The organism is Microvirga ossetica, from assembly GCF_002741015.1.
Taxonomy (GTDB): domain Bacteria; phylum Pseudomonadota; class Alphaproteobacteria; order Rhizobiales; family Beijerinckiaceae; genus Microvirga; species Microvirga ossetica.
Map to the genome: position 1 here is coordinate 474266 of NZ_CP016620.1, position 26283 is coordinate 500548.

Annotated in this window: 24 protein-coding genes and 2 pseudogenes; 17 read left to right on the forward strand and 9 right to left on the reverse strand. The window is 60.2% G+C overall.

The window, feature by feature from the left end:
- Nucleotides 1-144 precede the first annotated feature (144 nt).
- Nucleotides 145-1125 carry a DMT family transporter gene (locus tag BB934_RS45240; RefSeq protein WP_162299293.1) on the forward strand — a complete coding sequence of 327 codons (981 nt, stop codon included), beginning with the start codon at nucleotides 145-147 and terminating at the stop codon, nucleotides 1123-1125.
- Nucleotides 1126-1657: 532 nt separating this feature from the next.
- Here the strand turns inward: BB934_RS45240 and BB934_RS45245 are convergent.
- Entirely contained in the window at nucleotides 1658-2002 is a 345-nt protein-coding gene (locus BB934_RS45245) for a translation initiation factor 2 (RefSeq protein ID WP_237050843.1), read from the reverse strand.
- A gap of 493 nt (nucleotides 2003-2495) precedes the next feature.
- Between BB934_RS45245 and BB934_RS45250 the strand changes: the two genes are divergently transcribed.
- Together BB934_RS45250 and BB934_RS45255 are read left to right on the forward strand one after the other, a co-directional pair.
- The gene (locus BB934_RS45250) at nucleotides 2496-3038 is read left to right on the forward strand and encodes a hypothetical protein (protein ID WP_099516025.1); all 543 of its coding nucleotides are present in this window, start codon (nucleotides 2496-2498) and stop codon (nucleotides 3036-3038) included.
- Nucleotides 3039-3261: 223 nt separating this feature from the next.
- Nucleotides 3262-4557, forward strand: a complete 1296-nt coding sequence (locus BB934_RS45255; protein ID WP_099513308.1) for an ISNCY family transposase — start codon at nucleotides 3262-3264, stop codon at nucleotides 4555-4557.
- 312 nt (nucleotides 4558-4869) lie between these two features.
- On the opposite strand, the gene BB934_RS45260 is transcribed toward BB934_RS45255, so the two are convergent.
- Entirely contained in the window at nucleotides 4870-5400 is a 531-nt protein-coding gene (locus BB934_RS45260; RefSeq protein WP_157934736.1) for an ImmA/IrrE family metallo-endopeptidase, read from the reverse strand.
- Nucleotides 5401-6238: 838 nt separating this feature from the next.
- On the opposite strand from BB934_RS45260, the gene BB934_RS45265 reads away from it, so the two are divergent.
- Both BB934_RS45265 and BB934_RS45270 read left to right on the forward strand, forming a co-directional pair.
- On the forward strand, nucleotides 6239-6496 hold the full coding sequence (locus BB934_RS45265; protein ID WP_099516027.1) for a hypothetical protein: 258 nt from the start codon (nucleotides 6239-6241) through the stop codon (nucleotides 6494-6496).
- Between the two features lie 372 nt (nucleotides 6497-6868).
- The gene (locus tag BB934_RS45270; protein ID WP_157934737.1) at nucleotides 6869-7621 is read left to right on the forward strand and encodes a LuxR C-terminal-related transcriptional regulator; all 753 of its coding nucleotides are present in this window, start codon (nucleotides 6869-6871) and stop codon (nucleotides 7619-7621) included.
- A 99-nt stretch (nucleotides 7622-7720) separates the two neighbouring features.
- Here the strand turns inward: BB934_RS45270 and BB934_RS51425 are convergent, their stop codons facing one another.
- On the reverse strand, nucleotides 7721-8065 hold the full coding sequence (locus tag BB934_RS51425; protein ID WP_099516029.1) for a LysR substrate-binding domain-containing protein: 345 nt from the start codon (nucleotides 8063-8065) through the stop codon (nucleotides 7721-7723).
- Nucleotides 8047-8196 carry a type 2 periplasmic-binding domain-containing protein gene (locus BB934_RS48265; RefSeq protein ID WP_157934738.1) on the reverse strand — a complete coding sequence of 50 codons (150 nt, stop codon included), beginning with the start codon at nucleotides 8194-8196 and terminating at the stop codon, nucleotides 8047-8049. The genes BB934_RS51425 and BB934_RS48265 overlap by 19 nt, the downstream gene beginning before the upstream one ends.
- 1874 nt (nucleotides 8197-10070) lie before the next feature.
- Between BB934_RS48265 and BB934_RS45280 the strand changes: the two genes are divergently transcribed.
- Together BB934_RS45280 and BB934_RS50780 are read left to right on the forward strand one after the other, a co-directional pair.
- On the forward strand, nucleotides 10071-10442 hold the full coding sequence (locus BB934_RS45280) for a hypothetical protein (RefSeq protein WP_099516030.1): 372 nt from the start codon (nucleotides 10071-10073) through the stop codon (nucleotides 10440-10442).
- 250 nt (nucleotides 10443-10692) lie between these two features.
- Nucleotides 10693-11163, forward strand: coding sequence for an HU family DNA-binding protein (locus tag BB934_RS50780; RefSeq protein ID WP_099516031.1), 471 nt, complete (start codon nucleotides 10693-10695; stop codon nucleotides 11161-11163).
- Between the two features lie 42 nt (nucleotides 11164-11205).
- Here BB934_RS50780 and BB934_RS51430 read toward each other — a convergent pair.
- A pseudogene (locus tag BB934_RS51430) lies at nucleotides 11206-11543 on the reverse strand (SWIB/MDM2 domain-containing protein).
- Between the two features lie 214 nt (nucleotides 11544-11757).
- Here BB934_RS51430 and BB934_RS45295 point away from each other — a divergent pair.
- Both BB934_RS45295 and BB934_RS50390 read left to right on the forward strand, forming a co-directional pair.
- Entirely contained in the window at nucleotides 11758-12216 is a 459-nt protein-coding gene (locus tag BB934_RS45295; RefSeq protein ID WP_099516032.1) for a YybH family protein, read from the forward strand.
- A 31-nt stretch (nucleotides 12217-12247) separates the two neighbouring features.
- Nucleotides 12248-12379: a hypothetical protein gene (locus tag BB934_RS50390; RefSeq protein ID WP_257792404.1), complete on the forward strand. Its 132-nt coding sequence runs from the start codon at nucleotides 12248-12250 to the stop codon at nucleotides 12377-12379.
- On the opposite strand, the pseudogene BB934_RS48515 reads toward BB934_RS50390, so the two are convergent.
- Nucleotides 12341-12470, reverse strand: a pseudogene (locus tag BB934_RS48515) (IS6 family transposase); the annotation flags it as partial. The gene BB934_RS50390 and the pseudogene BB934_RS48515 sit on opposite strands and share 39 nt — an antisense overlap.
- Before the next feature lie 333 nt (nucleotides 12471-12803).
- On the opposite strand from BB934_RS48515, the gene BB934_RS45310 reads away from it, so the two are divergent.
- Together BB934_RS45310 and BB934_RS45315 are read left to right on the forward strand one after the other, a co-directional pair.
- On the forward strand, nucleotides 12804-15701 hold the full coding sequence (locus BB934_RS45310; RefSeq protein ID WP_099516033.1) for a DEAD/DEAH box helicase: 2898 nt from the start codon (nucleotides 12804-12806) through the stop codon (nucleotides 15699-15701).
- Nucleotides 15702-16089: 388 nt separating this feature from the next.
- Nucleotides 16090-17235 carry a calcium-binding protein gene (locus BB934_RS45315; protein ID WP_099516034.1) on the forward strand — a complete coding sequence of 382 codons (1146 nt, stop codon included), beginning with the start codon at nucleotides 16090-16092 and terminating at the stop codon, nucleotides 17233-17235.
- A gap of 365 nt (nucleotides 17236-17600) precedes the next feature.
- On the opposite strand, the gene BB934_RS45320 is transcribed toward BB934_RS45315, so the two are convergent.
- Complete coding sequence (locus BB934_RS45320) at nucleotides 17601-18638, reverse strand: IS110 family RNA-guided transposase (protein WP_099516035.1); 1038 nt, start codon at nucleotides 18636-18638, stop codon at nucleotides 17601-17603.
- Between the two features lie 116 nt (nucleotides 18639-18754).
- On the opposite strand from BB934_RS45320, the gene BB934_RS45325 reads away from it, so the two are divergent.
- From BB934_RS45325 to BB934_RS45350, 5 genes are all read left to right on the forward strand, one after another.
- Nucleotides 18755-19747 (forward strand): IS481 family transposase, encoded by a 993-nt coding sequence (locus BB934_RS45325; protein WP_099516036.1) that lies wholly within the window; start codon nucleotides 18755-18757, stop codon nucleotides 19745-19747.
- Between the two features lie 272 nt (nucleotides 19748-20019).
- On the forward strand, nucleotides 20020-20595 hold the full coding sequence (locus BB934_RS45330; protein ID WP_237050847.1) for a thermonuclease family protein: 576 nt from the start codon (nucleotides 20020-20022) through the stop codon (nucleotides 20593-20595).
- Between the two features lie 49 nt (nucleotides 20596-20644).
- The gene (locus tag BB934_RS50785) at nucleotides 20645-20887 is read left to right on the forward strand and encodes an excalibur calcium-binding domain-containing protein (RefSeq protein ID WP_335645693.1); all 243 of its coding nucleotides are present in this window, start codon (nucleotides 20645-20647) and stop codon (nucleotides 20885-20887) included.
- Between the two features lie 887 nt (nucleotides 20888-21774).
- Nucleotides 21775-22269, forward strand: a complete 495-nt coding sequence (locus tag BB934_RS45345) for a c-type cytochrome (RefSeq protein ID WP_099516039.1) — start codon at nucleotides 21775-21777, stop codon at nucleotides 22267-22269.
- Nucleotides 22270-22336: 67 nt separating this feature from the next.
- The gene (locus tag BB934_RS45350) at nucleotides 22337-22615 is read left to right on the forward strand and encodes a hypothetical protein (RefSeq protein WP_099516040.1); all 279 of its coding nucleotides are present in this window, start codon (nucleotides 22337-22339) and stop codon (nucleotides 22613-22615) included.
- A gap of 135 nt (nucleotides 22616-22750) precedes the next feature.
- On the opposite strand, the gene BB934_RS45355 is transcribed toward BB934_RS45350, so the two are convergent.
- Entirely contained in the window at nucleotides 22751-23296 is a 546-nt protein-coding gene (locus BB934_RS45355; RefSeq protein ID WP_099516041.1) for a CarD family transcriptional regulator, read from the reverse strand.
- 742 nt (nucleotides 23297-24038) lie between these two features.
- On the opposite strand from BB934_RS45355, the gene BB934_RS45360 reads away from it, so the two are divergent.
- On the forward strand, nucleotides 24039-24608 hold the full coding sequence (locus BB934_RS45360; RefSeq protein WP_099516042.1) for a hypothetical protein: 570 nt from the start codon (nucleotides 24039-24041) through the stop codon (nucleotides 24606-24608).
- Between the two features lie 776 nt (nucleotides 24609-25384).
- On the opposite strand, the gene BB934_RS45370 is transcribed toward BB934_RS45360, so the two are convergent.
- Complete coding sequence (locus tag BB934_RS45370; RefSeq protein ID WP_099514059.1) at nucleotides 25385-26074, reverse strand: CYTH domain-containing protein; 690 nt, start codon at nucleotides 26072-26074, stop codon at nucleotides 25385-25387.
- Nucleotides 26075-26283 lie beyond the last annotated feature (209 nt).

A 26283-nucleotide genomic window follows, 5' to 3' on the forward strand; every position in this document is an offset into this window, starting at 1 on the left:
CTGCCACGTCATGCGGCCGGCGCAGGGATGTCCTGCGCGAGGCTGGAAGCTCAGTTCACGCAAGATTCAGCAGTGTCGGTTCATCGTGCTGGCTCAACAGAGCGCGTGAAGCCCCATGCTCTCGCAGAGATTCTCCAAGCACCTATGAGCCCACCTCCCTCCGCCGTCGCCGACTGTCCGTCCATCACTGAGGTCGTCCCCGCGAGACCGAGCACGAAGAGCAGCGCTCCTGCCAGAGACGCAACCTTCGCCGCCATAGGCGTGGCCCTTGTATCGACCATTTTCTTCGCCATGGGCGATGTTGCCGCAAAAGTGCTGACAGGCACGCTACCCGCGATCGAAGTCACCTGGCTGCGCTACCTCATTTTCGGCCTGGTGGTCGTTCCGACGGTGTTCGTCGCACGCGGCACGAGGGCGATGCACACGCCGCGCCTGCGCCTCCAGATCATCCGGGCCCTGGCGGTCGCCGGCTCAGCTGTCCTCTTCATTCTCGGACTGGGATACCTCCAGGTGGCCGAGGCGACAGCGATCAACTTCATCTCACCGATCTTCATCACCGCCCTCTCGATTCCGCTTCTCGGCGAGAAGGTGGGCATCCGACGCTGGGCCGCCGCCGCCGTGGGCTTTCTTGGCGTGATGCTGGTCGTCCAGCCCGGCGGCTCGGCCTTCCAGCTGGCCGCCCTGCTGCCGATCGGCGCGGCGCTTGCCTGGGCCGTAGCCGCCATCGCCACCCGCCTGATGAGCTCTGAGCGGCCCGAGGCGACCCTGGCATGGTCGGCGGTGATCGGACTGATCGCCCTGACAGCCTTCGTGCCGTTCCACTGGCGCACACCCACTGCTGGAGAGGTCGGCCTGGCTGTCCTGATGGGCGCCTGCTCGACCACGGGCCACTGGCTCATCATCCTGGCCTACCGCAAGGCCGCAGCGTCTACTATCGCGCCGTTCTCCTACGTCCAGCTCCTGTTTGCCGGACTGCTGGGTTTTGGCGTCTTCGGCACCGTGCCGGGGGCTATGACCCTCACCGGCGGTCTCGTCATTGCGGCGAGCGGTCTCTACACGGCCCACCGCGAGCGCATCAGGACCCGGGAGGCAAGGCTTGCGGCTGCCGGGATCCGCCGGTCTTAAGTTGCTCACAAGACTCCGTCTACGAGCTTGCCCAAGGATGCTGCTTGAGGCTGCCAGGACCGATCTCACTTCTTTGATTCCCGGGACACGATGCTCGGCCGCTCCTCCTTTCGACGCCTGATCGTTGCACTGTTGGGATCCTTGGCTGCGCGCGCCTCAGCATCGTCGATCAGTTCAGGCTGTTCGTGCCTGTCAAGTAACCGAGTATAGCAACATGAACAGAGCCGTAACGATGATTACGGCCACAAGGACTTTGATCGGCAAGCCAACCCGTGTTTCGCGGGCCAGACGGGTCTTAACGTCCTGCCGCCGCTTATCGGGAAGCCGTTCCGCTCATGGTTGTCGTGAACCGTTGTCGTCCCTCTGGAGATATGGCCACTCCCGATGGTTCTAAGGCAGGGACTCTCGTCGGGTAGGCTCATAAGGAGGGGGGCTAGATCGGGAGGATGCGGGTGGGGTGAAGAGAGAATTGAGGGCGGCCAAACAAAAACCCCGGCCAAAGGCCGGGGTTGTGCGTTCGCCGATCCACTCATCATGAGGTCGGTGGGGCAGCTTCCTTCACAGGCCCACGAGCAGCTGCGGGCTTGCGTCCCCGGTATTTCGAGGACACTGCGAGTGGAGCAAGGCTTGCCGTCACCGGGCTCGGGTAGTGTTCAAGGGTCGACCCCGTTGCGGCATCGACGCCCATCCCAATGATACCGCCAATCAGAACATTACCGGCAAAGCCAGCCGCGCCGCTTCCAGCCACTCGGGTCTGGACCATGATGTCCTGGCTCGCGTAGCCGTCTTTCGAGAAGGTCGCGACGAACTCTGATTTCCGATCGACCTGCAGGGTGTAAGGGGTCGTCGGGCAGGTCAGCCCAGTCGAGGTCCTCATGGCTGCCGGCGGTTCGGAATCAAAGGTAATTTGTTCAGTCGTGCCACGGGTAACCGTAGCGCAGGCACCCAAAGAAAGGCTGCCCGCGAGAATCGCGAGTAATGAGATACGCATTGTTGCCCCCAGAGATGGCTTCCACTTGGGCGATATGCACCTCGCGAAAGCTCACAAATAACTCGTTAGGTGGCTGCGCAGCCCTCTGGCAATAACATTTCTTATTGGGTCGAATGCTTGCCACCAGACTGTGCTCTCTAGGGAACACCTGGCTTTGACATCGTTGGGAGACCATGCCGCTCCCACAGTTCCAGATCTGAAGCCCGATGAGCGCTCGCCGTTGGCAACACAGTCTTAACCACAGCAACGAAAATCCCGCCCTTGCGGAGACGGAAGCATCGTCTGCCTCTTTGTGCCCACACTGCTCGACATGAATAAGCCGCACCGGAATCGGCTGTGTATGAGGGCAGGGTCCAATGGTCCGCGAGCTGTAACCCGAGTGCTGAGCACCCACCGCGTTCTTGTCCTGACGCTCAGTTTGTCGGCCGCCGCAGGGTGGGTTTCGTATGCCGTCTCGAGTCAGTCCTCGAGCAAGCTGGAGGGTCAGCTCCGCCGTGATTTGGCGAGCCTGCAGGATGCTCAAACGAAGCTCCTCTCCGAGCAGTCAAAAACCCGTGTCTCATTGTCTGAGATGGCACAGTTGCGCGCCGATCTTGCCGCCGCACGCACCGAGATTGCCCGGCTGCCGCCACTGGTTGGACAAACCAAGGTGAGCCTAAACGCCATCGCGACCAGCGACACCGTAGCCAACACCGGATCGATCGCGGGAAAGGCAGTTAAGTCGCTGACCACCAAAGCAGCATCGCGAGACAAGCCATCGCCATCGAACAGTAATCGTCAACCGGAGGTCAGGATCGCAGCTCCGGTTGAACAGAAGGTAATCGAAAGGTCCCGACGAAGCGCGAGACTGGCTCCGGCACCTGACCTGGATACCGCGAGTCTGCGTCAGCTGACAAAATCGGCGGAAGCGCAGGCACAGTGATCATTCTGGGCTCGAAGATGCGATCAGTGACAGGCGCAAGGCTCCATAACAGCTGCGTTCTAGACATGGTTCAAGCGCACAGAGCACGGGATTCAGAATTTTCGGTTCCATAAAAAATGTTCAACGAAATTTCCTGTATGTAGAACCCCGTTAGAAAGGTCACTCCTCTCCCCGTTACAAATGTCACTCTCCCTGGGTGATGGTGCTGGGGAGATTGGGTCTGATGACGGTGATCGGGATGAGCCGGCCGGAGATCGATCGGGTTCACATTCTGCGGGACGTCGTGGCGGAGCGAATTACGGTGCGCGAAGCTGCCCAACTGCTGCGGATCACACGGCGCCAAGTGTTCCGATTACTCAAGGCCTATCAGACCGGTGGTCCCACGGCCTTGGTGTCGCGCCGGCGCGGCAAGCCCAGCAACCGCTCCTACCCGGCGGCGCTGCGGACCGAGGTGCTGGCGCTGATCACAGCCAACTATGCCGATTTCGGCCCGACGCTCGCCTGCGAGAAGCTCGCCGAGCGGCACGGCATCGATCTGGGTGTCGAGACGATCCGGCGCTGGATGATCGCGGCGGGTCTCTGGCAGGAGCGCCGGCAGAAGCTCAAAGGGGTGCACCAGCCGCGCTATCGGCGCGACTGCGTCGGCGAACTCGTCCAGATCGACGGCTCCGAGCACTACTGGTTCGAGGATCGCGGCCCACCCTGCACGCTTCTGGTCTACATTGACGATGCCACCAGCCGGCTGATGCACCTGAAGTTCGTCGAGACCGAGTCGACCTTTGATTATTTCCGATCGACCCGGGAGTACCTGGAGGCCTACGGCAAGCCGGTGGCGTTCTACTCCGACAAGCATGCCGTCTTCCGCGTCAACGGCAAAGGAGCGGTGGGCGGTGACGGCATGACCCAGTTCGGGCGAGCCCTGCATCAGCTCAACATCGACATCATCTGCGCCAACTCGCCCCAAGCCAAAGGCCGCGTCGAGCGCGCCAACGGCACCTTGCAGGACCGCCTGGTCAAGGAGATGCGACTGGCTGGGATCTCGACCCTTGAGGCGGGCAATGCCTTCCTGCCGGCATTCATGGCGGACTTCAACCGCCGCTTTGCCAAGGCGCCCTACAGCGACAAGGACCTGCATCGCCCGCTCAGCGAGGACGATGAGCTGGATGACGTGTTCGCCTGGCGGGAGGAGCGGACGGTCTCGCGCAATCTGACCCTGCAGTACGACCAGGTGCTGTTCATTCTCGAGCCGAACGCGATCACGCTGTCCCTCGCCCGCCAGCGGGTGACCGTCTACGACTATCCGGATGGGCGCTTTGCCATCAAGCACAAGGGCCTGGAGCTGCCCTACAGGCCCTTTGACCGACGCCAGCAGGTGGATCAGGCGGCGGTCGTCGAGAACAAGCGGCTGGGTCCGGTTCTGGCCTACATTGCCGAGCGGCAGAAGGAGCTCGACATGAGCCGGAGCAACAGCGCCCCGCGGCGGCGCGGCCAAGGCAAGAGCCTGTTCAAGGTGGGTTGAGCTCTCAGCAGTCACTCCCCGGAGGTGACATCTCTAATGAGGACAATCAGAGACTTGTCTAACGAGTTCTGACATTCCTGTAGGCAAAGTTAAAATGTCCTCAGAAACTCGCTAAGCGGCACGGCATTGATCTGGGTGTGGAGTTTATCCGGCGCTGGATGCTGGCCGAAGCAATCCAGACCTTCTTTGAAGCGACCCCAGGTTGGCGGGTCCTGGCACCGGACGCTCAGTGATTGCAATTGGCGTTCCTACACCGCGCCGCCAGCCGGGCCTGGTACCCCGCACCAGCTCATTCGCCAACGTCAGAGGTCCCTAATTCAACTCTGTCCGCAGCTTCGCGCCCCGTCTCTGAGCGTCCTTGAGGTAATCGACCACGACAGATGGTAGCTCGCGCCGGTGCCCGGAGGCCCGTCGCTGGAACGCATCGAACTCGCCCTTGCGGATCATCGCCGCCTCAAAGCTCATGCCAAAACGGTCCACAATGTCTTCAACCGTATCAGTCGAACTGAGGAGATAATTGGGAGCCAAGAACATCGCAGCAAAGCGTCTGGCCTCACTCTCCTCCTTCTTGGCCTCTAACAAGCGTTTTCCAGTCGTCGCTTGAATAGTGCTCCTGCTGCGAACACCCGCGTGCCGCATGGCGAAGTGTCCAATCTCATTGGCGATGGCCATCCGGGCTCTTGGCTCACCCCTCTGTATGGCACCGACGACACTCTCACGCATGTGCAGGACGCCTTTTCGGGCATCCCATTGCGCCTCTGCATCGGGCATCTCGGAGTCTGGTACCTGCTGATAGGCGAAGTGCCGAAAGATCTTTGTAAGCCTCTCGATCACGGTCATCATGTCAGGGCGGATTTGGTTCTGAAGATCGATCTCCTGCCGGAGGACCCTCACGCGCTGCTCGATCTCTTCATCCGTGACATGCCGCAACATATCGGGCCTCGAATGGACGGCGGCTACTAAATGTAGATTAGATTACGCGGAGTCTCTTGGGTTTGCAATCCCGCTCAGGAGGTATAACGCAGACTCCTCTCTGAACTTGGCCCGCGCCGCTAGCGAACTTGAGGTGCCTCTTGCCCAACCTATGAGGCGCTCAACGTCGAAGGGATCAACCTCCCCCTCCTGGCTAACCTGAGGCCGTAGAGCCGGCGGCGACACGCCTCTGCGCCGCGTAGGACAGTGTTGCATGGATACGACACCGTCTGCCCCAAGGATGCTCCTGGCGGCCCGCATGGGTTGACGCACAAGCAGCCAAGTCCCTACTTTCCCGCCAAAATCAAGCACCGGGGGCATTATGCGACGACTTGATCTCAAGGCCATCGCCGCGGTCGCGGTCGCTGCGGGCGTGCTTTTCGGCACCAGTGCCCAGGCGCAATCCCTTTCGGGGATCAAGGTCGGCGACGAGATCTAGTCCGCCTCCAGACTCGATGCGCGGCCGCTGCCTTCCAAGAGCGGGGATCCGCACAGGGAACGGCGATGGAAGCTGCCCAACGGGAATAAGCTCGCTGTCGCCGCAGATCCGGGGACGCAGAAAATTGTCTATGCCGACACGAGGTGGGGCGGTGGCGCTAACGGCAAGCCTGCCGATTTCCCAGGTTTCGTCTACGGTAAAACCACCCTGGCCGACATCCGAGCCTACGCCCAGAACAATGGGTTCGCATTCAAGGAACACCTCATCGAAGTGAGGCCGGATGGCCTCGCCCTGTTCAATGCTTACGAAGTCGAGGGCGCGCCCGGCGTTGTCGTGACGTTTGTCACCAGACTATCGATGAAGGATCACGAGCGCCTCCGGAACGGCAAGGCGAACGTGGACATCAACCGCGCGGCCCGGCTGGACGCCATCATTCTCGCCGATGCGGGATATCTCGACACGATCTGGGGCGACGCGAAGCTGAGGGGCAGGGCGTATAAGCCCATCCGGTGGGAGCGGTCCCGCTAGGCCGCGTTGGCGGCCCGCTAAAGGCCGAGCGGCACCTCTTGGGGCGCACGCACCACGCCGAGCGAAATTGGGCTCGAAGCAGCGTTAAATTGAGCGTTGGCTGACCAACGCTCGCTCCTCGTTCAACTTACCTCAGTTCGTCGTAAGGACTTTGCTTGCTCGTCAGGTTGCCAGCGCGGTGCGGAAAATGGCGGGGGCTGATCAGAGCCCCGTCCGTGGCTTCTATAAATCAAGCGCAATGCTGCGGCACCCTTACGTATTAAAGCTTACGCCTTAATGGCTAAATGGAGCGGCCCGCTCTTGCTCGTGCAGGGTTCTTCTTCATCATTGCTAAACGCGCGGTGTTCGCGTCGGACGATATGGGGGCGGGGGATGTTTGGCGATGAATACGGCTGCGCGACTAACTCCAATGGGCAGACGGTTGGCTTAAGCCAGCATGTCGCAACTGCCTTACTTTGCGGAAATGCGCTGCTTGGGGCTGGTCTGACGCATCTTCTCGCTGGTACTCGCTTCAGTGTGGCTGAAAGAGGACGTATCGGGGATAGCTCGTCATTCGATCCAGTTGCCCCAACACCAGCTCTGTATATCGTCGATGCCAGTGGATCCCCCCAGCAAACAATCACACTTATTGAGGCCGCGAAGAGACAACACCCCTCAGCTCACATTGTGGCCATCGCCGACAGCTTTGACCTTAACCTGATCCAGCTTGCGGTCTCGGCCGGGGTTGATAGCTTCTGCCTTGCCACAGTAAGTCGTGAGGTGCTGATCAACGTCCTTGAACTGACAGTGCTCGGTGAGCAGATCCTGCCCAGAAGCGCAGTCGACTCCCTTCTCACTCACGCGTCAACGGTTTCGGGCCTTGGTCGGACGTCCTTGCCCTCTGAGCAAAGCACTCCTGATCCGAAGGTGACGAAACTGTCGCCCCGAGAGACCGTGATCTTGCAGTCCCTGATGGGCGGTGACGCCAACAAGGTCATTGCCAGGAGGCTCGATATCACGGAGTCGACGATCAAAGTTCACGTGAAATCGATCCTGCGCAAGATCGGTGCCGCCAATCGCACCCAAGCTGCGATGTGGGCCAATGAGAACCTACGGGTTGCGGAGAAACGTCCTCTCGTGAACTGATCAGGGAGCTGCTTTCGCAGGCTTGGGGTTGCTGCGATTTGTCAGCCGCGTGCTCGAAGCGCTTCGAGCACGACCGCAAAGAGAGGCGCGTGCTGCCGGCTACTCGGGGATAGAGTTGGTAGCCGGGGAAAGGTTCGCACTAATCTTCCAGCCCTGCATAACGCGTTTTTTCGCGATCTGCTCTTCGACGAAGTCCTCCGGCAGGTAAACTAGCCCGAACCCCTGGTGTGCGACGCTCCGTGCGAGTTCCAGGCTGTTGACCGCACGCCGGCCCTCGATGCGCACGTTGATTTCGCGGCCTCGCTTTTCGAACCCCCAGGGGAAGTATCCTCCGCGCGTGACACGCCGCAGGTTAATGCAGCGATGGCCAGTGAGGTCTTCGGGACGCTTCGGCAGCGGGCGAGACTTGAAGTCATCCGGCGTTCCTACAATCGCCTGCCGCAGAAACGTTCGCTCACGATGTCGGTCAGACCCTCGTCAGTCACGAGTTCGACCGTAATATCGGGATAATCGCGCATCAGCTTCGACAGCCGCGGCCAGAGCACCGTCTCGGCTGAGTGCTGGGCTGCCGTCATGCGAACGATGCCTGACGGGGAGAGCGCGGATGCGGAGGCGCAAAAAAGGTGTCCGTGCTCAGGACGCCAAACCGGAGGAGTGTTTCCGCATGAGTGTCAGTATGCAACAGCCTTAGGCCATCTTAGCGACTCAAACCATGTCAATACTGGTCGCTTCCTCTGACACGAGGGCCTTATGGATAGGCACGTCTGGACCTAGCTGGCTTTAGCTGGCGGCATCTTCGATCGTGCGCTCCTCTACACCAGCGTGGCTTCAGATCCTCCAACCGTCCCATTACCTCAGGCGGAGCCGTCAATGCGGTCCCTGCCCTTGGCTCCGATGAAATAGGGCTCCGTAATTTGGACAGGACACACGAACCGAGATCGCTGGCTACAACGATCGCGAACATTGATCTCCGACATCCGCGGCTTCTTGAAATCGGTGGCGTTCGAGCCCCACCCGAACAGCGTCCGACCCTGATCATATAGCTTCTGATCGCAATGCTGCCACCGCTAAGGCGTTGGAGCAGGCTAATCGACACCTACTTGCGATAGGAACCTGGAATGACCTATCGCCTGATCCAGGGGACGCCGGGCGCATATGATCTGCTCCTGAATGGCGAGGTCGCGGGCAGCGTGGTGCGCAACAGCTCATCCCAGCCTTGCACCTGAACAGCAGAGCGGCTCAAGGATGTAACTCCCGCTCGGAGGCCAGCATCTTCACTGAGCGCGAAACAGATGATATCCGACAATCGCCATGGCGGCGCCTTGGAGCGGTGGACACCCCGTTAGGAACAGATCCGCATGGGACGCTGATCCGCGTTCACCGATGGTTCAGTAACAGAGCCGCATCTTGGGACGCCGGTTGCCCGACCGTACTCCCGGCCAAGCCCAAGAACCTCAATCCCTCTCAATGTTGGACTTGGTCGGGTTCAACTTCTTAGAGTTCGACTGCGCTTCCATCCGGAGATGCATGACCAGGCATCCGGCATGGGCCGCTTAGAGATTAGTGCGACGCCAGCCCCAGAGCGTCGATGATGCGGGGAGCAAGGGCGATCGCAACAATGCACAGCGCTTGCAGGACGAAGATCGTCAGGCCCGGGATTTTACCGATCATAGAGACCGCGTCTCCTGAAGCCGCGTCATGCACCGTCGCAGATCTTGTGCAACCTGTACACTCGGAAACCGATCATGCCGCAGTCAGTCGTCTCCCTGCTCCGTCCTTCCGGGCGTTGAAAAACATCCCACTCAGCCATGGACGTCGCCCGCAGAGCTTGGAAGCGTGGCGTTTGAGATCTGAGATCTAACAGCTTCGCGCCAAGCAGGCGGAGCTAATTCCTATAGCGGGGACGAGCTTCCGCATTGCCATGTCCAGTAGCATGGCGGTGAGGCAGGCCGGCGTGGAGACGTTCTGCCTTTGCCGCGAGTTGCTCGACGAGGTGATCACCGATGGGATCTGTGCAGAGTAACTTCGAGCGCGCTTCGACAACTCGCTAATCTTAAGCTAGAGCCTTACCGGGCCGCTTCAGCCTTCCCAACAAACGTCGACGGGATCGGAACTGTGTGGAATATTTCGGATGCATATCCGACGCCCACCATCAGACGGTCCCGGCCGACGCGGCACCTTCGCAAGCTGTCGGAGGAAGACCATCCCAGCGGGAGCCTCTTCCAAGCTTAAGCCAGGGCGCATGCGATCGATTCCGATATCGCCCGAGGAACACGATCGCAGATCATGATGCTGAGAGTGGCCTGGGCAGATCACAATACAATGGCAGCAAGCTCTTAAGCAGCATTTTCACCAGCCCTCTGAAACCGTTGGTTAACCATGACAGCCCATGCTCTTACCTGTGAATGTGGAGCTGGGCGGGCTTCCTCTGACTTGGAGACGGTTGCTCATGGCAGAAAGACGTTTCACCGACACGCTTGAGGAAAAGTTGGCTTTGATCTCTCCAACTGTGAAGGCCATCGAGTTCGGAGGCGATCGGCCTTATCTTGGTGAGTTGCAGACGCTGCTCAGGCAGCACCTCGCAAGCCTTGTTGTTCTGTTCGAGCGAGATCCCGGATTGGATGCAGCAACAGCCGACCTGTACGCTGCAGCGGCCGCCGTTGTGAACGACAGCACAAAGGCTTGTCAGCCCCTTGCCCGGAAGCGCCGTCTGCTCAAGGAGGCTCAAGCACGCTTCCACGAGCGCATCGCGACGGCACGCCCGAATGAAAGGAACCCCTCTGCTCCGTGGAGGCGAAACGAGCTCTTCCTTGCCGCCTAACGCACCATGGATTTCGCATCAGCAACGCGGTGTGCCGGAACCCAGGCCCCTTCACACCAAAAGAGATCCTGATCCGCTTTGCCCCAGCGCGCAATCCGACACAGGATCCTGTGGTGCCGCAAGATCCTGTGAACACATTCAGGCATGCATATTAACGAAGCAGTTCGCTGGTGATTTCAACCTTGGGGCGGCAAGCCCATTGCCCATCGGGTGATCACCAGAACTAGCGCTTATCAGGAGGGATTCACCCATGGCGAAAGCGACAACCAAGACCACCGCCAAAAAGACGCCGACTCGCACAGTGGCCGCATCGAAGTCAGGATCGGCTAAAGCGGCGGGATCCGCCGGCGCGGCCGCCAAGCGGTCAACGAAGGCCGCGGCCCCAAAGGCGACAGCCAAAGCAGCCCCCAAGGTCGCGAAGAAGTCCGGCAGCACATCGGCCAGCCCGATCCTGACCCTGCGCCATATTGCCGAGCAGCTGTCGCAAGCGCATGAGCTGCCCAAGCGCCAGGCCAATGAGGTGCTGACGCAGGTGATCGAGATGATCGCCAAGAGCCTGAAGAAGGGCGACAAGATCCGCCTGAGCGGTCTCGGAATCCTGCAGGTGCGCAAGCGCGCCGCCCGCATGGGCCGCAATCCGCAGACCGGCGAGCCGATCAAGATCAAAGCGTCCAAGAAGATCGCATTTCGGCCCGCCAAGGAGCTCAAGGAGGCGGTCTGATGGGAAGCCATCAACAGGGGAGCTGATGGCACGCCCGCCTCGTCAGAACTCTGGCCAGGTGGGCCTGTCGCTACGCACGCTTAGAAGAGACTGGGCAAGGTGCTTGTTCATCTCGAACATGCTCACCTTGTTCTTGCCTCCGAACACCGCCTGAAGCTTCTCGTCAGTCATGATCTCGCGCTTGTTCTGCGGGTTCTGGAGCTTGTGCGTCTTGATGGACGGCCGCACCTTGGTCACCACCTCGGGGCCCGGCAAGGATGCCGCGCCGACAATAGCAGCAAGGTCGTTCGACGGTTGTAACGGCTAAGGAATGCTGAGGTCTGATCTTGGGTCGCACTCTTGGCTGCCTTCGTCGGTTTCTCAGGTTCGGAAGTCGGCATATGATCCTGCCCTCTGGGTGGAACCAAGGACGGCTTCACATGGAAATTGCGGCCTTCGATTGCTGGAGGGCGGCCTTTATCACCTGATCCGGGCCAAGATCGTGCCAGTTTCTCCAGCCCTTTCGGGTGCGAACCTGAAGTCGGCGGGCGGCTTGACCCCGTCCTGACGCAGGCGCACCATCCTGTCACCTAGCCTCGGCCCTTGGAGCCCGTCATGGCTGAACAAGATGATGATGTCGCCTTGATCCGCCGCTGGTTCCAGAAGCTCCAACTCTGCATCCAGGCGGTGGATTTCACGGGCTCCCGCCCGCTCTTCGCCGACGACATCGTCACCTTTGGGACCTTCGCAGCCTTCACTGTTGGGCGCGAGGCAACCGAGCAAGAGCAGTGGCGTCACGTCTGGAGCCATATCGACCAGTTCCGCCGGCGTCTGGATGATCTGCGGACCATCATCTCAGCCGACCGCCTCACGGCGGTCGGCATGGCGGTGTTCGAGTCCACCGGCTACACCGAAGGTGGCAAAGCGTTTGATCGGCCCGGACGGGCGACGGTGGTGCTCGGGCGGCAGGCTGTCGGCGCGGAGTGGATCGCCCAGCACACGCACGTGTCCCTGTTCCCTGGTACCCCCTCACGCTCCTTCGGCACCAAGCGGGAGCATCCGCCCGCTTTGTAGCGGCGGCAACCCAGTCGATTGGAGGAACTTGGTGCTTCGGAGCACAGGGCTGAGGGGCAGTGTCTGGCACGGGGCACCCATGACCGAGCGAACCTGCAATGTCCTATTCCTCTGCACCGGCGACGATACCGCGCTCAAGGAGCATCTTCTCGACGAGCCGTAGGCCCAGGGGGAAATCGGAAGCACAACCAAACTGCATGGGCAATGACCGGGGGTGGGAACCGATGGCGCTTGTCGCTGACAGGCTTGGTCATGCCATAGCACGAGCCAGAGGTCCCTGACCTACAGTTATCGTGACATCTCCACCCGCACGATCACGGGTTACACTGAACGCCGGGCGCATCGCCGCCTGTGTTGCAAAGGAGCTATAAAGATTGCGCACGAGTCGAACCCTCCGTCGCGGCATTCCGAAGTTTATCTCGCATTCCCGTCTGTCTGGAGCACAACGTGACAATAAGCGCTGCCCTACGCAATCCTTCAGGGTATAATCACTGCAATCGGCAGACTGCGGTTTGATTTGCGAATCATGGCACATGGCTGGTCCGCCACTTCACACGCCTTGCCCTTGATTTTCAGATCTTTGACCAATGCGGCCAATCTCCAATACTGCCGATACCGTGCCTCAAACCTCCGTTTCGGAACTCAGCCGACGGATCGGCGACAAGCAGGCCGAGCCCTATCAGGCCAGGATCTCCGCATCGGTCCGAGAGGCAATTCGCCGTGGGCGCTCTGGCGCGGTCCTCGCGCCTACTGGCAGCGGGAAAAGCCTCTTGGCAGCTGGGGCAGCCGAGGACGCGATTGACATAGGAAAGCCCATTCTCGTCCTTCATCCCGATGTCAGCCTCCTGCGCCAGAACTATGCCCAGTTCCAGAGCGTTCCGGCAGTGAAAGGCGCTCAGACCGCCTTCTACGTCGCCAAGAACGAGACCATCGGCGAGCACCCGATGGTTCGGAACTCGCTCGACGCGGATGTGATCCCCGCCACGAACATGTCCCTCGTCAACAAGCTCGATGACGAGGAATTCCTGCGCTCCCTCGACCGCTTCGGCAAAAGGGGAGGGGTGGTCCTCATCGACGAGGGCCACAAGGCAGCGGCCGAGGAGCTCGCCCGTGTTCTGTCCCGTATCGCGCACGCCGGCGGCTCCGGCATTGTTCTGACGGCTACACCGTTTCGAACCGACGGCAAAGACCCTCTGGAGGCTTTCGGCGCCAGCATCGAGCACGACCTGATCGACGTTGCGACCTATGACGAGGTCCTGGCGACTGGACGCACGGTTCCCACCAGGTTCGACATCGCTACTGGTGAATTCGAGGCCCATCTCGGCACCGATGCCGTCCGACTCATCGAGAGCGCGTTCCTCGCGCTGCTGGCCGAAAACAAGTCAGTCGACCAAGCCTCCCAGCAGGCGTTCTCCCGTTTCTTCAAAGAGGGAGCAAGCGAAGGTGACAAAGCTATTGCGTCTCTCATCGTGGCAGCCGTTGCCCGGATCTGGGCCAAGCGCGCGGCCAGCGCCACCCTGGCGATGATCCATTGCGACAGCGTCGAGTTCGCCAGGGAACTCTCCGGCTATCTGGCTCAAGAAAGCCTCCCTCCCGGTCACAGCAGGGAAGGAGAGAAGCCCCGCGTAGCCTTTGTCGTGGCCGGCGAAATTCGCGTCTGGCGCAACGGCGCCGAGCAGGGGCTGAAGGAGGGCGAGGAGCCCGGTCGCAAGATCAAGCGCGACGATCTCCTTGATGCGGCACGCGCGGGCGGCTTCGACATTCTGGTCAATGTCAATGCTCTGGGCGTCGGTACCGACGTTCCGCAGACCGACCTAAATATCCTCGCCTGCCAGGAGCGCTCCATCGGCCCGGTGAAGCAGATCAGCGGTCGAGGAGAACGGGCTCATAAGGCGTCGGGCAAGACCCACCAGGTCTTTGTCGATGTCGGCAATTCCATCCTGCGCATTTTCAGCGACATCGACGCCATGCGCCGGAACGACCCAGAGCGCTGCCGCCGTCAGGTGCGTGGGCTCGCCGCACCGATCCGGGAGCAGTTCGAGGCCTGGTTCGACAAAGATCCCAGCCTTCGTGAGCAGATCGAGGAGCGCCAGCGTCAAATCCGTCTTCGGATGGGCGAGGGGGATTGCGAGCAGTACGATGACCCGCTCGACCCCACGATGGAGATTGGCGACGAGGACACCCTTCCGGTGCCGAAGCCCTTTGCGGCTGGCCTTATGACAACGGGTATGCGCCGCTATGACTCCGAAACCAAGAAATTCTCCAGCCGAGTGGCGCTGTTCTGCGACCTCAAAGAATTTGGTCTCTACGATGAGGAAGCCGCCCCGGATCTCCCACGCTGGCTGGTGGCCACCCACGATGAACGGACAGGAGCGCAGCAGGCCTTCCTCTGCAAGACCCAGGACGTCGCCCGTAAGTTCGTGGCCTTCGTCGGCATCCGGCACGATGGCGACTATGAGAGCGCCAGCCCAACCGACAAGCAGCGTAAGTTCGTCACAAGCCTTCAGCAGGCGCGGCCTCTCGCCCTCCCGTGGCTGACAGGGTTCGCGGCTCCGGCCAATGCCACCCAGATGTCGGCTGCAATCGATCTCCTCAAGGATAAGGCAGGGCTGCTTGCCAGGTTGCTCAACGTCGCTGCTGTCCGGTTGGTCGAGCGAGCAACAGGCGCCCACAGCCTGCGACCTGACCTTCGTTCGGTGGTTTTGGATCGGCCCAACCAGCTCACGCCACAGCGGCGCGATCTCCTCGCCGCCTATTGTCGGCTCCGTCAGCGGTTTGCCGACCTCTACCCCTATGCGTTCGGAGGAAAGCCAACCGCGTTCTCTGTCACGACCTTCGACCCGAGTGTGCTTCCGGAAATAAAATCTATCGTGGCGAACACGAACGTTCGCTTCTTCATTATCGATAACCCGGAGAAGGAAGAGCAACTCCGCCCGAGTCTCGCTGAGGGTCTGATCAAGTCCTCCATCGTCGCAGTTGGACCCAAAGGTCCAAGTGAGCAGTGGATCCGGCAAAAGGCAGGGTTCGTCCGCCATGACGATGTGGCTCGTGCAAGGGAGCAGAGCTTCCGGGAACACCTCACCGATCTTTCCGATGCTCCCCTGAGCAAGGACCAGACGCTGACAATCACACTTGCAAGGACCGAGTATCTCGGGATCGCCGCTGCAAAACCAGGGAAGGAACTCGTCAGAGCAATGCCTTCTGCGGTGATGAACCTATTGCTGCTCCTCGGTGAGGAAGATGGGATACCGCTGCCAGGCGAGCAAGTCGAGCTCATTCAGGACGCCATCCGCAAGAACCGGGCCGACATAGCGGTCCCATTCTCACTGCCCCGGCTCTGCGCCCGATACGCCCAGCGCCAAGTGCCGGCGCAAAAGAAGATCCTCAAGGACCTCGAAAAGGCCGCAACGTTCAAGCGCAATCGGGATGCCTACCTGCAGTCCCAGGCCAGCAGCGCGTCGCGGGAGCAGAGGCTGCGGGCATAATCATCTGTGGCTGCTCGTTTGGTTGTGGAGTGGCACGATCCCACCTCGAAGGGCCAAGGAGAGCGAGCAACGCCGACCCGGCCTGCATGGCGGCGGGCTGTCCATCGCTCATCATAGAGTGCCTTGGCCTGATGGACATTGAGCGGCCGATGCGATCGGAGCCGGCAGCGCCTTCTCTAGCTCCTGGCTGTCGGACATCGCTCCAGACAGGTCACACTCCTACGGGCTCGGCGTGGCATTCGAACCTACCCCGTCTGGGGGATGAGACGCGTCCCAAGAAGCGCACAATTCCAGTCCAACGGTGTTGGGGAACCGGGCAACCAATGAACCCGTCACGCCGTCGATCGGCCAAGGTGGGTCTCCAAGGGGCAATCCGGGAGGAAATTCCATGGCGTTCATTTGGGGATCGAACAGGGCAGACACTCTCACCGGCAGGAACTCGGCCGACTTCATCTTCGGCCGATCCGGCGACGACACCATCGACGGCAGGCGGGGCTGGGATTTCATCCATGCGGGCCATGGCGACGATACCGTTCGGGGCGGCTACGGCGACGATATCATCATTGGCGGAAAGGGCACGGACACGGCGGAATACCGAGGCAACCTGTCCGACTACCGGATCACGCAGAATGGCGACGGATCCCTGACGATCCAGGACCTGAGGCCGGGCGACAAGCTGACGACCGACGGCACCGACACCGTACGCAAGGTCGAGAGCTTCCAGTTCGCGGACGGCACGCGCAGCCTCGACGACATACTGACGCCCGGGGCTGACGGTTTCGATTTCACCGTGCGCGTCGTCGACCCGAACGGCATGGCGACCTCCCAGCACGACGCGATCATCGCAAACATGAGCGCCGCGGTCGAGAACTGGGCCAAGTACATCTCAGGAGACGGTTCCATCGACATTGATATCGTCATCGTGGAGGGAGATGACACGGCATCGGCCGCAAGCGTGGCCAACACCCCGATCGGCGAATTCAACGGCAATGTCCTGGTCAGGGACGGCGTTCCCCATGAACTCATTACCGGACAGGACCTGAACGGGGCTGAGGCCGACGCCCGTGTCGAGCTTCCGATCGACTACCTGCTGAATGAGCTCTGGCTCGACCCGAACCCGGCCGGGCGCACCGATCCGGTCCCCGTGAACAGGACCGACGGCGTAAGCGTGTTCATGCACGAGTTCGGCCATGCACTGGGCATGGCCGGATTTGGAAATGAGGACGGCACGCTGACCAAGGGGTTCGCTTCCGTCTACGACAGCCTCATCACGTTCCAGGGCGGCAATCCCTTCTTCAACGGGCAAACTGCGGCCGCAGTGTTCGGCGGACCGTTGCCGCTTTCGAATTCGCTTCAAGGTGACGCGAACAACTACGCGCATTACGGGCACGAGACCTCGGACGGACTCGACGACAACCTGATGGAGGGGAACATCGGCTACATGCGGGGCTTACGCTACGACATCGAGCAGATCGACTTGGCGATCATGAAGGACATGGGACTGAATGTTGGGGATGGGTGGCTAATCGCCTGATTTCCAGTCCGATGCTCTAGATGTTTGATCCCAGGGTTTGATGGTGCATTCTTATCGCCGGAATGGAGGGATGCGCTTCTCTATTCGGCCCCTCCAAGTCAAGCGCTTTTAAGGCATCGGCCATCCCACCTCCAGGCAGTCGTCTCTCGCAGGGCCTTGCTTCTCTCCGGGATCGGCACATTTGCCCTCCCACCATGGGATTCGTAGGATGAGGTGGCTCAATCTATGGGGCGTTCTGGCCGCGGCAGCGCGGCCGATACAAGCGCATCCACGAGCTCGCCTGATCCATCGTCCTGCGAAGGACGTCTTTCTTCCGCCTTCTGGCGGAATTCGAGTTATCTCATTGCCCGTTCCGGTATGGCATCTTAGACAGCTGCGGGTATGCTTTCCCTCGTCCAGCGGAATACGGTGCCATCGCTCCAGATGCGGTGCATGATCACGCCCAGACGCCGGGCCAGCGCAACAATGGCTTTTCGCCCACCACGCCGTTTGGCGATATTCATCGCCCATGCTTTCAACCACGACCACTTCACGTGAACATTCGTCAGCATGACTTGAGCGGCTTCGTACAACAGCGTTCGCATCATGCCATCCCCGCAGAGGGAGACGCGGCCGATCCGGTTGCTCTCACCCGACTGATGAAGCACCGGCGTTAACCCCAGGGAGGCACCCACGGCTTTGGAGTTCCGGAAGCGAGCCGGAACGTCGATAGTACTGGCATAGGCTAAAGCGACAACGGGACCGACCCCTGGAATGGTCATCAGGCGTCGACAAACACCGTCGTCGCGGACAATCGATAGCAGCTTTCGATGAAGACGCTCGAACTCCTCTCGAAGCTTTCGCCGGCTGGCCAGCAGCGGCTCTATGATCTCTGCCAGGTCAGGCAGACAGTCAAGGAGTTCGCGAATGCGGATGTCGAATTTGGCTGCGCCAACGATGCCGACTTTGAGGCCGAAGTTGCGCAGCAGGCCGCGAATATCATTCTCAAATGCAATCGCCTTCTCCTGCAGCAACTTGCGGGCGGTCAGGAGGGCGCGCCGCTTTTGGCTGGTCAGGGTTTTTACATGAACCGGTCGGAACAGATTCACCCGCATCATCTGCGCAATGCCACGTGCGTCGTTGCGGTCACTCTTGTTCACCTGTGCCTTGAGGAATGCCTTCGTATGGCGGGTCTCGATGCAGACGATAGGCAGACCGGCTTCTGCAAGCCCACTGAACAGCCATTGCGACAAAGGGCCAGCCTCAAGGCCGATCCGCTCGAGCCGCCAAGCAGGATCGTGGAGGACTTGCGCGAGATCGTCTGGGTGGCTCGGCACCTTTGTCTCGCGGCAGATCCTCGTTTCATCCACAATGCACACCGACGTCTCTTTCACGGAGACGTCCAGTCCAGCATAGTGCTTCATGCTAGGCTTCCTTTCCTGATGCTTGTGCTTGATCCAACAGACCAGGTTTCATCATCGTCCCGCGGCGCGCGCCTTTCTAGCCCAAGCCATGGGATGGCAGGCCGAATACTCCATCTATGGGCCAGGTTCTCCATGGGAGCGCCACAACGCTCGATCCAGTCCGTCGAGCAATACAAAATAGTCAAGCGAGCCTGAGGGCCCTGGCCGAGCGCCATGGCATCAACCCGAAGACGGTCGCCAAATGGAAGAAGCGGGATACCACCGCAGATCGCCCGACGGGGCCGAGAGCACCGCATTCCACGGTGCTCTCGGTCCAGGAAGAGGCGATCGTCGTCGCCTTCCGCAAGCACACCCTGCTGCCGTTGGACGATTGCCTTTACGCCCTTCAGCCCACCATCCCGCACCTGACGCGCTCATCCCTGCATCGCTGTCTGCAGCGGCATGGTATCAGCCGCTTGCCAGAGGTGACCGGTGACAAGCCCGCCAAGAAGAAGTTCAAGAGCTACCCGATCGGCTACTTCCACATCGACATCGCCGAGGTGCATACGGAAGAGGGCCGGCTTTATCTGTTCGTGGCCATTGATCGCACGTCTAAATTCGCCTTTGCCAAACTGCATGAGAAAGCCACAAGGCGCGTGGCGGGTGACTTCCTGCGGGCGCTGATCGCGGCCGTGCCTTACAAGATCCACACGGTTCTCACCGACAACGGCACTCACTTCACCACACCCGGCAACACCAGTTCGGCTGCCCCTCTGATCAAAGAGGCGATGGCCCACGGCGAGATCTTCCGGGCCCATTCGTTCGAGCTCGCCTGTGCGCAGAACGACATCGAGCACCGCCTGACCAAACCACGCCATCCCTGGACGAACGGACAGGTTGAGCGCATGAACCGGACCCTCAAGGACGCGACCGTCAGGCGCTACTACTACGACACCCACGACCAGCTGCAGGGGCACCTGGGCGACTTCCTCGCCGCCTACAACTTCGCCCGAAGGCTCAAGACGCTGCGCGGCCTCACCCCCTACGAGTGCATCTGCAAGATCTGGATAAGCGAGCCTCAACGCTTCAGGCTCGACCCGCTCCACCAAATGCCGGGACTAAACATCTAGAACACGCTATCAACAAAGGAGCCGCAGCCGGAGCGCGGGTTACCCTTGGCAAAATCATACTGTCCAATCTCGGCATCTGTTTGAGCAATGGACGAGAGCCGATTTGGTCTGTAAACAGCCGGTCGATCCCTGTCTTCGAGTCTCGTCCATCACCGATGTTTCCCTCCCGAATGAAGCCTTTCCTCGGCGCCGTTGCGCTATGCATTCTTTTCATAACTGGCATCTCTGCCGCACCATTGTCTGGCCAAGCCGACGTCGTCGATGGCGACACCTTGTCCATTCGTGGCCAGTCCGCTCGCATTCGTCTCTATGGCGTCGATACTCCTGAGGGACAGCAGACCTGTGAAGATGCTGCAGGCAAGCGTTATCTCTGTGGCTCTCAGGCGGCGGACGCTCTCGCAGCCCTGATTGGCCGCAATGGCCGGGTGTCTTGCCAGGAAGAGGATCGGGACCGTTACGGCCGGATCGTCGCTGTGTGCCAGGCGAATGGGCGCGAGATCAACGCTGAGCTGATCCGTCAAGGCTGGGCGCTTGAGTACAAGCAATATTCCGATGGCCGCTATTCCGGGGACGAGGCCGAGGCGCGCAAAGCCAAGCGGGGATTGTGGGCCGGAAAGTTCGTGGAGCCCTGGGATTGGCGCCGTGGTGAGCGCTTAGCGTCGGAGGCTTCGACGGGCTCAGACCGCAAATGTGCCATCAAGGGCAACATTTCGAGCTCGGGCAAGATCTATCATGTGCCTGGCAGCAAGAACTACGCCAAGACCAACATCGAGGAATCCAACGGTGAGCGCTGGTTCTGCACCGAAGATGAAGCGAGGGCAGCCGGGTGGCGCGCTCCAGGAGGCTAGGGGGCCTTTCATGAGAAAAGCACTGATCGCGGCATTTGCCGCAATGGCGATGGCTGGACCAGCAACGGGAAGCCTCTTGAACCCGTCGGCAAAGCCGAGCGTCGATAAGGTGAAAGAGTTCATAGTGGCTCAGCGTCGGAGTTGCAGCGCCGCCAGCACCTGCCAGGAAGCTGTCGAAATGTGGTGCGGTGGCTATAGCGGGGCTGATCGTGACAGGGACGGTATCCCGTGTGAAAGCGTTTGTCGTTCGAAGGCTCAGGTCGATAGGACCAAGCAACAGATCAGCTGCTGATTTCAGCAGTACCTGCTTCTGCCGGGGTATTGGCTTGCGGATTCTGATATCTCGGGCTAGCGGCGACCCAAAAGATCCTGCGATCGCTTCCGCTGTGTCCAGTCGAGGAATTTAGCGAACTAAATGCGCTGAGCGAGTAACGGCTCGTTAATCATACTCGCACATTCTTCGCTCGTGCTCTGAGGCGGTCGCAGAGCTGTTTCTCGCGAGGCAGGCAAATGATGTTCAAGGCTCTCACGGAAGCAGTTGACGAGAACCTTGCGCTAATTGCACCCGTCTTAAAGAAGATCGAGCGAGGTGGTCGGGGCACTGATCTGCGCGATCTCAGCTCACATCTCGTTCGTGCTCTACGCCTGTTTGAGCGGAACCCCGGCATCGAGGCCGCTGCCGATGACCTATATGCGGCGGCGGTAGCACTGGTTGGGGAGAACGTCAGGTTCCCGCAGTCTAGCGTACGAGCGCGGCGGCTTCTCAGGGATGCCCATCTGCGCTTTTGCAGCCGGCTCGAAGCGGCTGCGGATCGCGTTAGGCCTTACGAGTACTTGGTGGTTCCAGATTACCCAGTCCACAAAGCAGCGTAACGAGGCGGTCTCTGCCGCTCAAGATTGCTTCTGCCGAGCTAATATCGTGTGCAGAGAGCTGTGATTATCAGCTCAGGGAAACCGCAGTTTTTCTAGGAGAGTCTGAAACGAGGGCTAGTACTTTGCCCGATCACGACAGCGGGGAGTCGACGACTGGCAGTTCGATAAAAGATTATAACACTTCGTACAAGTGTCCTTTTTACAAGAAGCCTGAGGCTTCTGCCAAGGTCACTCTACGCCTTATGCGCACTTCACTCCAGCTTGGCCTCTGCCATTTTGGCTGGGTTCAACCTTGGACAGAGACACATGAGATCGATCATCTGGACCGCCCTGGCAGCCGGTAGCTTCCTCATGTCAGGCTCGTTGGCTTTCGCCCAGACGCAAACTCAACGCGGCGAGTACCTCGTGACCATCATGGACTGCACGGGCTGCCACACTCCTGGCACCTTCCTCGGCAAACCCGATATGCAGCGCTACTTAGGCGGATCAGAGGTTGGATTTCAAACCCCTGGGCTCGGGATCTTTTACCCGCCCAACCTCACTCCCGATCCCGAGACTGGGTTGGGCAAGTGGAGCGAGGCCGATATTATCAAGGCTGTGCGGACCGGCGTCAGGCCGGACGGTCGTCAGCTTGTGCCGATCATGCCGTACCACTCCTACGGCAAGCTCACCGATGGGGATGCCCGGGCTCTCGCCAGCTATCTCAAGAGCCTGAAGCCGGTCAGGAACCAGGTGCCGGGTCTGGTTGGGGCAAACGAGAAGCCCTCAGCCCCTTACCTGACCGTGGTCATGCCCCAGTAGCCTTTCGGCGTAGTGTGCCCAAAATTCAGAAGCCGGCAGCTCTGGATAGGCTCAGGAGACATCAGACATGCTCGAGGCAGAGCTGCAGCGGCTGCGCGACGACAACTTGGCGATTGCAGCACTACTGCAAGAACTGGAGAACAGCCTCGCACTGCCGCACCCGCCAGATCCGCCGTTCCAGGTCATGGCAGATGTGACGGCCCTGCAGAACCGGGTCTACGAGATGGCGAGAATGGTAGGAAGCATGAAGCGGATGATCCGCGACAGGATCCTACAGCACACGCTCGCAACCGACTTCTCGCCGCAAGGCGAGGACGTATCAGCAAAAATCAGGCTGGGGGTGTGAACTTCGCGGCGCGGCCTGGATAGTCCGCATGGATACTCGTGCTGCGCTCCTGATACTTCTCACCCGCGGCCTGGCGCTGGGCCTGATAGCCTATTCTCCTCTGAGAACCCTATATGGGAACTGTGTGCAATGCGGTTATGCCGCCGCTTCGCTCCCAGCCGGTTTGCTGGAATGGAGAGCGCTGGCTAGACCCTGCTCGATGAGCTTGCGGGCCTCGGTTTCCGTTATCTGTCTTACTGCTGCGATCTCTTTCGTCATGAAATCCAGGGCGCCTTCGAAAATCTGTCGCTCGCTGTAGGACGCCTCTTCCTGCTGCGGCCCACGGTTCAGATCCCGCAGGATCTCTGCGACGGCAGTCAACTGCCCGCTCCCCATGCGCTCCTGATAGTCCGCCGCCCGGCGGTTCCACATGCCACGCTTGGATCGAGCCTTTCCGCTCAGGATCTCGAGTGCCTGGTTGGCGACGGCCGGTTCGGACAGCTTCCTCAGGCCGCTGCTTTTCGCTTTGGCAGTGGGAATGCGGACCGTGACTTTTCCCGAGTCGAGTGAAAGCACAAGGAGGTCTAGTTTGAACCCGGCAACTTCTTGTTCCTCGATCCCTGTGATCACCCCGAGGCCATGGCCGGGATACACGACCGTTTCACCGGCCTGGAAGCTAAGAGCATTGTTCTTCGTTGTCATTCAGGAAAGATCTCCTTGAGCCACAGATCATGCTTCACATGAGACGATCGGTGTCGCAGATGTCGAATTCGCTACGCTCGCTTGTGGAGCGTCGGTTGTCAGAACTCGATAACTTTCGTGCGGTTCCCGCATATCGGATGCCCACCTTCGCCGTGCAAGAGGGCTCATCAGCGATGCTTAATGCTCGCTACGCTGGGTTCACTGTGGCGTAGTCTCATCACCGGCTGCCCGATGCCGACGCCTAATCGCAACCATAAGATGATAGAATGCCTTGGTTAACGTTGTCTTTACGTCAGCGGCAAGGGCTGCAACCCAGAACAAGGTGGTTTAAGCCCTGCCCTTTGCCGAGTCTCTTGCCGAACTTGCGGGCGGAATTCCTCACCGCTTGCCATCATCCCCATTGGTGAAGCGACCTTCGCACAATGTTGGAGCGCTAAGTGGGTGACAGGGAAAGGGGGCTCCCATGTGCAAGCGACATATCGACAAGCGGCCAATCGCGCCGAAACCATCGAACGACAACATTCCGACGCCGGCAGATCGTCTCATGATCTCGATGCAGCCTGGCCTTCATTCTGGGATATTGTCGGTCGCGCTTGAGCGGACGGAGCGTTTCAGACTGGACTTCGTGGCCGGTGGAGTGCTGACAATCCAAGGGCAGCGCTCACGGGCACAGGATTCCAGCGCTTCTCGTTGAGATCGCTTTTCGGTTGCCGTACCGCTTGTCCCTCCCCTCTGGAGGGCCATGATGACGATCAGAGACACGCTGTTGGAAGGGGCAGGCGTGAGTGAAACACCGTTAGCATGGTTCAACCTGGCTCATGCCTATCTGCACGATGCGGCTGTCCTGAAAGCCGCTCCGAAGCCATCGGGCGGCTTCTATGAGGAGCCAGTGCGATTTCTGTACTTCCATTCCATCGAACTGTTCCTGAAGGCCTATCTGAGGCTTCAGGGCATCGCGGAGAGTGAACTGGGCAGACAACCCTACAGTCACAGCCTGACGAACCTCGCGGATGCGGCGGAGCGGAGGGGGCTAGTGATCGGAAAGCGGGTCAGGCTCGTGTGCGATGCAGCCCGGGATTTCGATAAGCCGACGGAGGCGCGCTACATCAAGACCGGACCCAAGTCCCAAGTCCCGGCGCACAAGCTTCATGAAGCCGCCCGGGACTTGCAGTTCAGCGTCGAAGAGGCGCTTCGCGCGGACGGGCTCTCTGTGCGTCGATCTCCCCGGCTCCCGGTCGTTCATTCTCCGCGTCCGCTCAAGATCGCCAAGGCGGCAAAGCTGCTCGCGCGTCGAGATGCGAAGTTCCGATAAGACTGTGTAACGGGCCAAAAGAACGCCTCGGTAGTGAACCGAGGCGCTGAGGTTAGGGAGGAACAAAAGTCACTCGTAAAGTCTAGTCGTGTCGTCGATGAATGACTGTGCGCCAGGTCACAAAGGGCTTGTGTGACGACTGCCACAGAACGACGGGTGGCTTCGGGCGATGCTGGGGTCAATCGCAGGAGGTTTCCATGACCCTCACCATCCTTGATCCGCGCACTGGCCAGAAGGTCACCATCTCGGTCCCTGATACCTCCTCTGCTCGGCGCTAGGAGGTCATCGTGAAGCGGTCCGCGAAACGCCAGGCCAGACGCTGAGGCATCCAGGAATTGACACACTGCCTAGGCCAGCGCAGCGGGCCTTCCCCAATCAAGTCGGCTGCGAATTGTTTAATCTTGTACTTACGGGCGCAGGCGGCTTCCGAGGTGCGGAATAGCTGGATTGAGGCGGCGGGACGGGTCGTCTGGACCGGCTTGAGCCTTATGTAGACTCGTCACAGGTCCAAATGGCCTTTCCGTCGCTGGGCGCTGCCCTGCGTTCCAGAGCTTGCCCGGCCTCGGACTCGTCAGGAAAGATCTCGACCTTCTCCTGACCCTTTGCGCTGTTGCCGCCAACGAAGCCCAGTTGCGAACCAGCCGGATTGTGCCGAACAGGTCGCGTTCGATCATCTGGCTGAAGAAGCGCGCTCTACCCTGCTCCGGATCACGCCGGTAGAGCACCAGGTGATACCGTATGGGCGAGCGGGCGTCGGGCATCGGGCTGGCTATCCCTTACTCGGGCTTGCCCTTCTGGAGCGTCTTCTCCATCTCGCGCATCATGGCCTGCTCGATCTCATCGAGGTTGACTTTGACGGTGCCGCCGCTGGCCTGGGCCTTGGCTCGGGTCACCGGTACCTGTTTGGTCTTGGGCCGGTTGACGGCCACCTGCGCCTGAGCGGGAAAGCGGCCTTCCAGCGTATCGATCAGGCTGTTGAGCGCCTCATCGGACAGCGGGATCTCCGGAGCCTCGTCGAGGCCTCTCAGAGCGATGGCTTGGTTGGTATAGCGGGGATCCGCCGTCACCTCAGGCCCGAACCACTCCAACGGGCGAAAGCCCCTCGCCTTCCCGTCAGAGGCGAATTCAACAGTGACGAGGTGCAGGACACGGGGCCGGGTGATCTCGTCGACCAGGGCGTGACCCTCACCGATCGGCAGGGCTGTCCGGGAGTAGTCGACCTTGGCGGCGCAGACATCAAGTAGCGCGTGAGCATGGCCCAGCGGGATCTCCGCCTGATCCTCAACCTCGCCGTGAGCGCCGACCGTTTTGAGGAACAGCAAGCTCCTCTCCTCTTCCAGACGAACCCAGGAAGAGCGATTTTCCTGCTCAGGGAAGAAGCCCTCGACGAGGCGCAGCCCGCCCCTCTCACGCCGGATTAGGCGGGCGAAGGACGGGGTGAGGAGAAAACGGCGGTGAACGGTCATGAAACCCAAAGCCGGTAAGGGATCGAGAAGCCTTTTATTCGTATATGGCAGAGGAAGAGGCAAGCAACCCTGAACCCCGCACTATGGTTTCCGATCGGCCGCCAGCCTTGAGCCTGCCACCTTCGGTTCTCGCTGATCTGCTGGGATCAGGTAAGCTCGATTTCGGAGAAACAGTTGATCAGCGCAGGTTCGCCGAGCTCTACAATCTT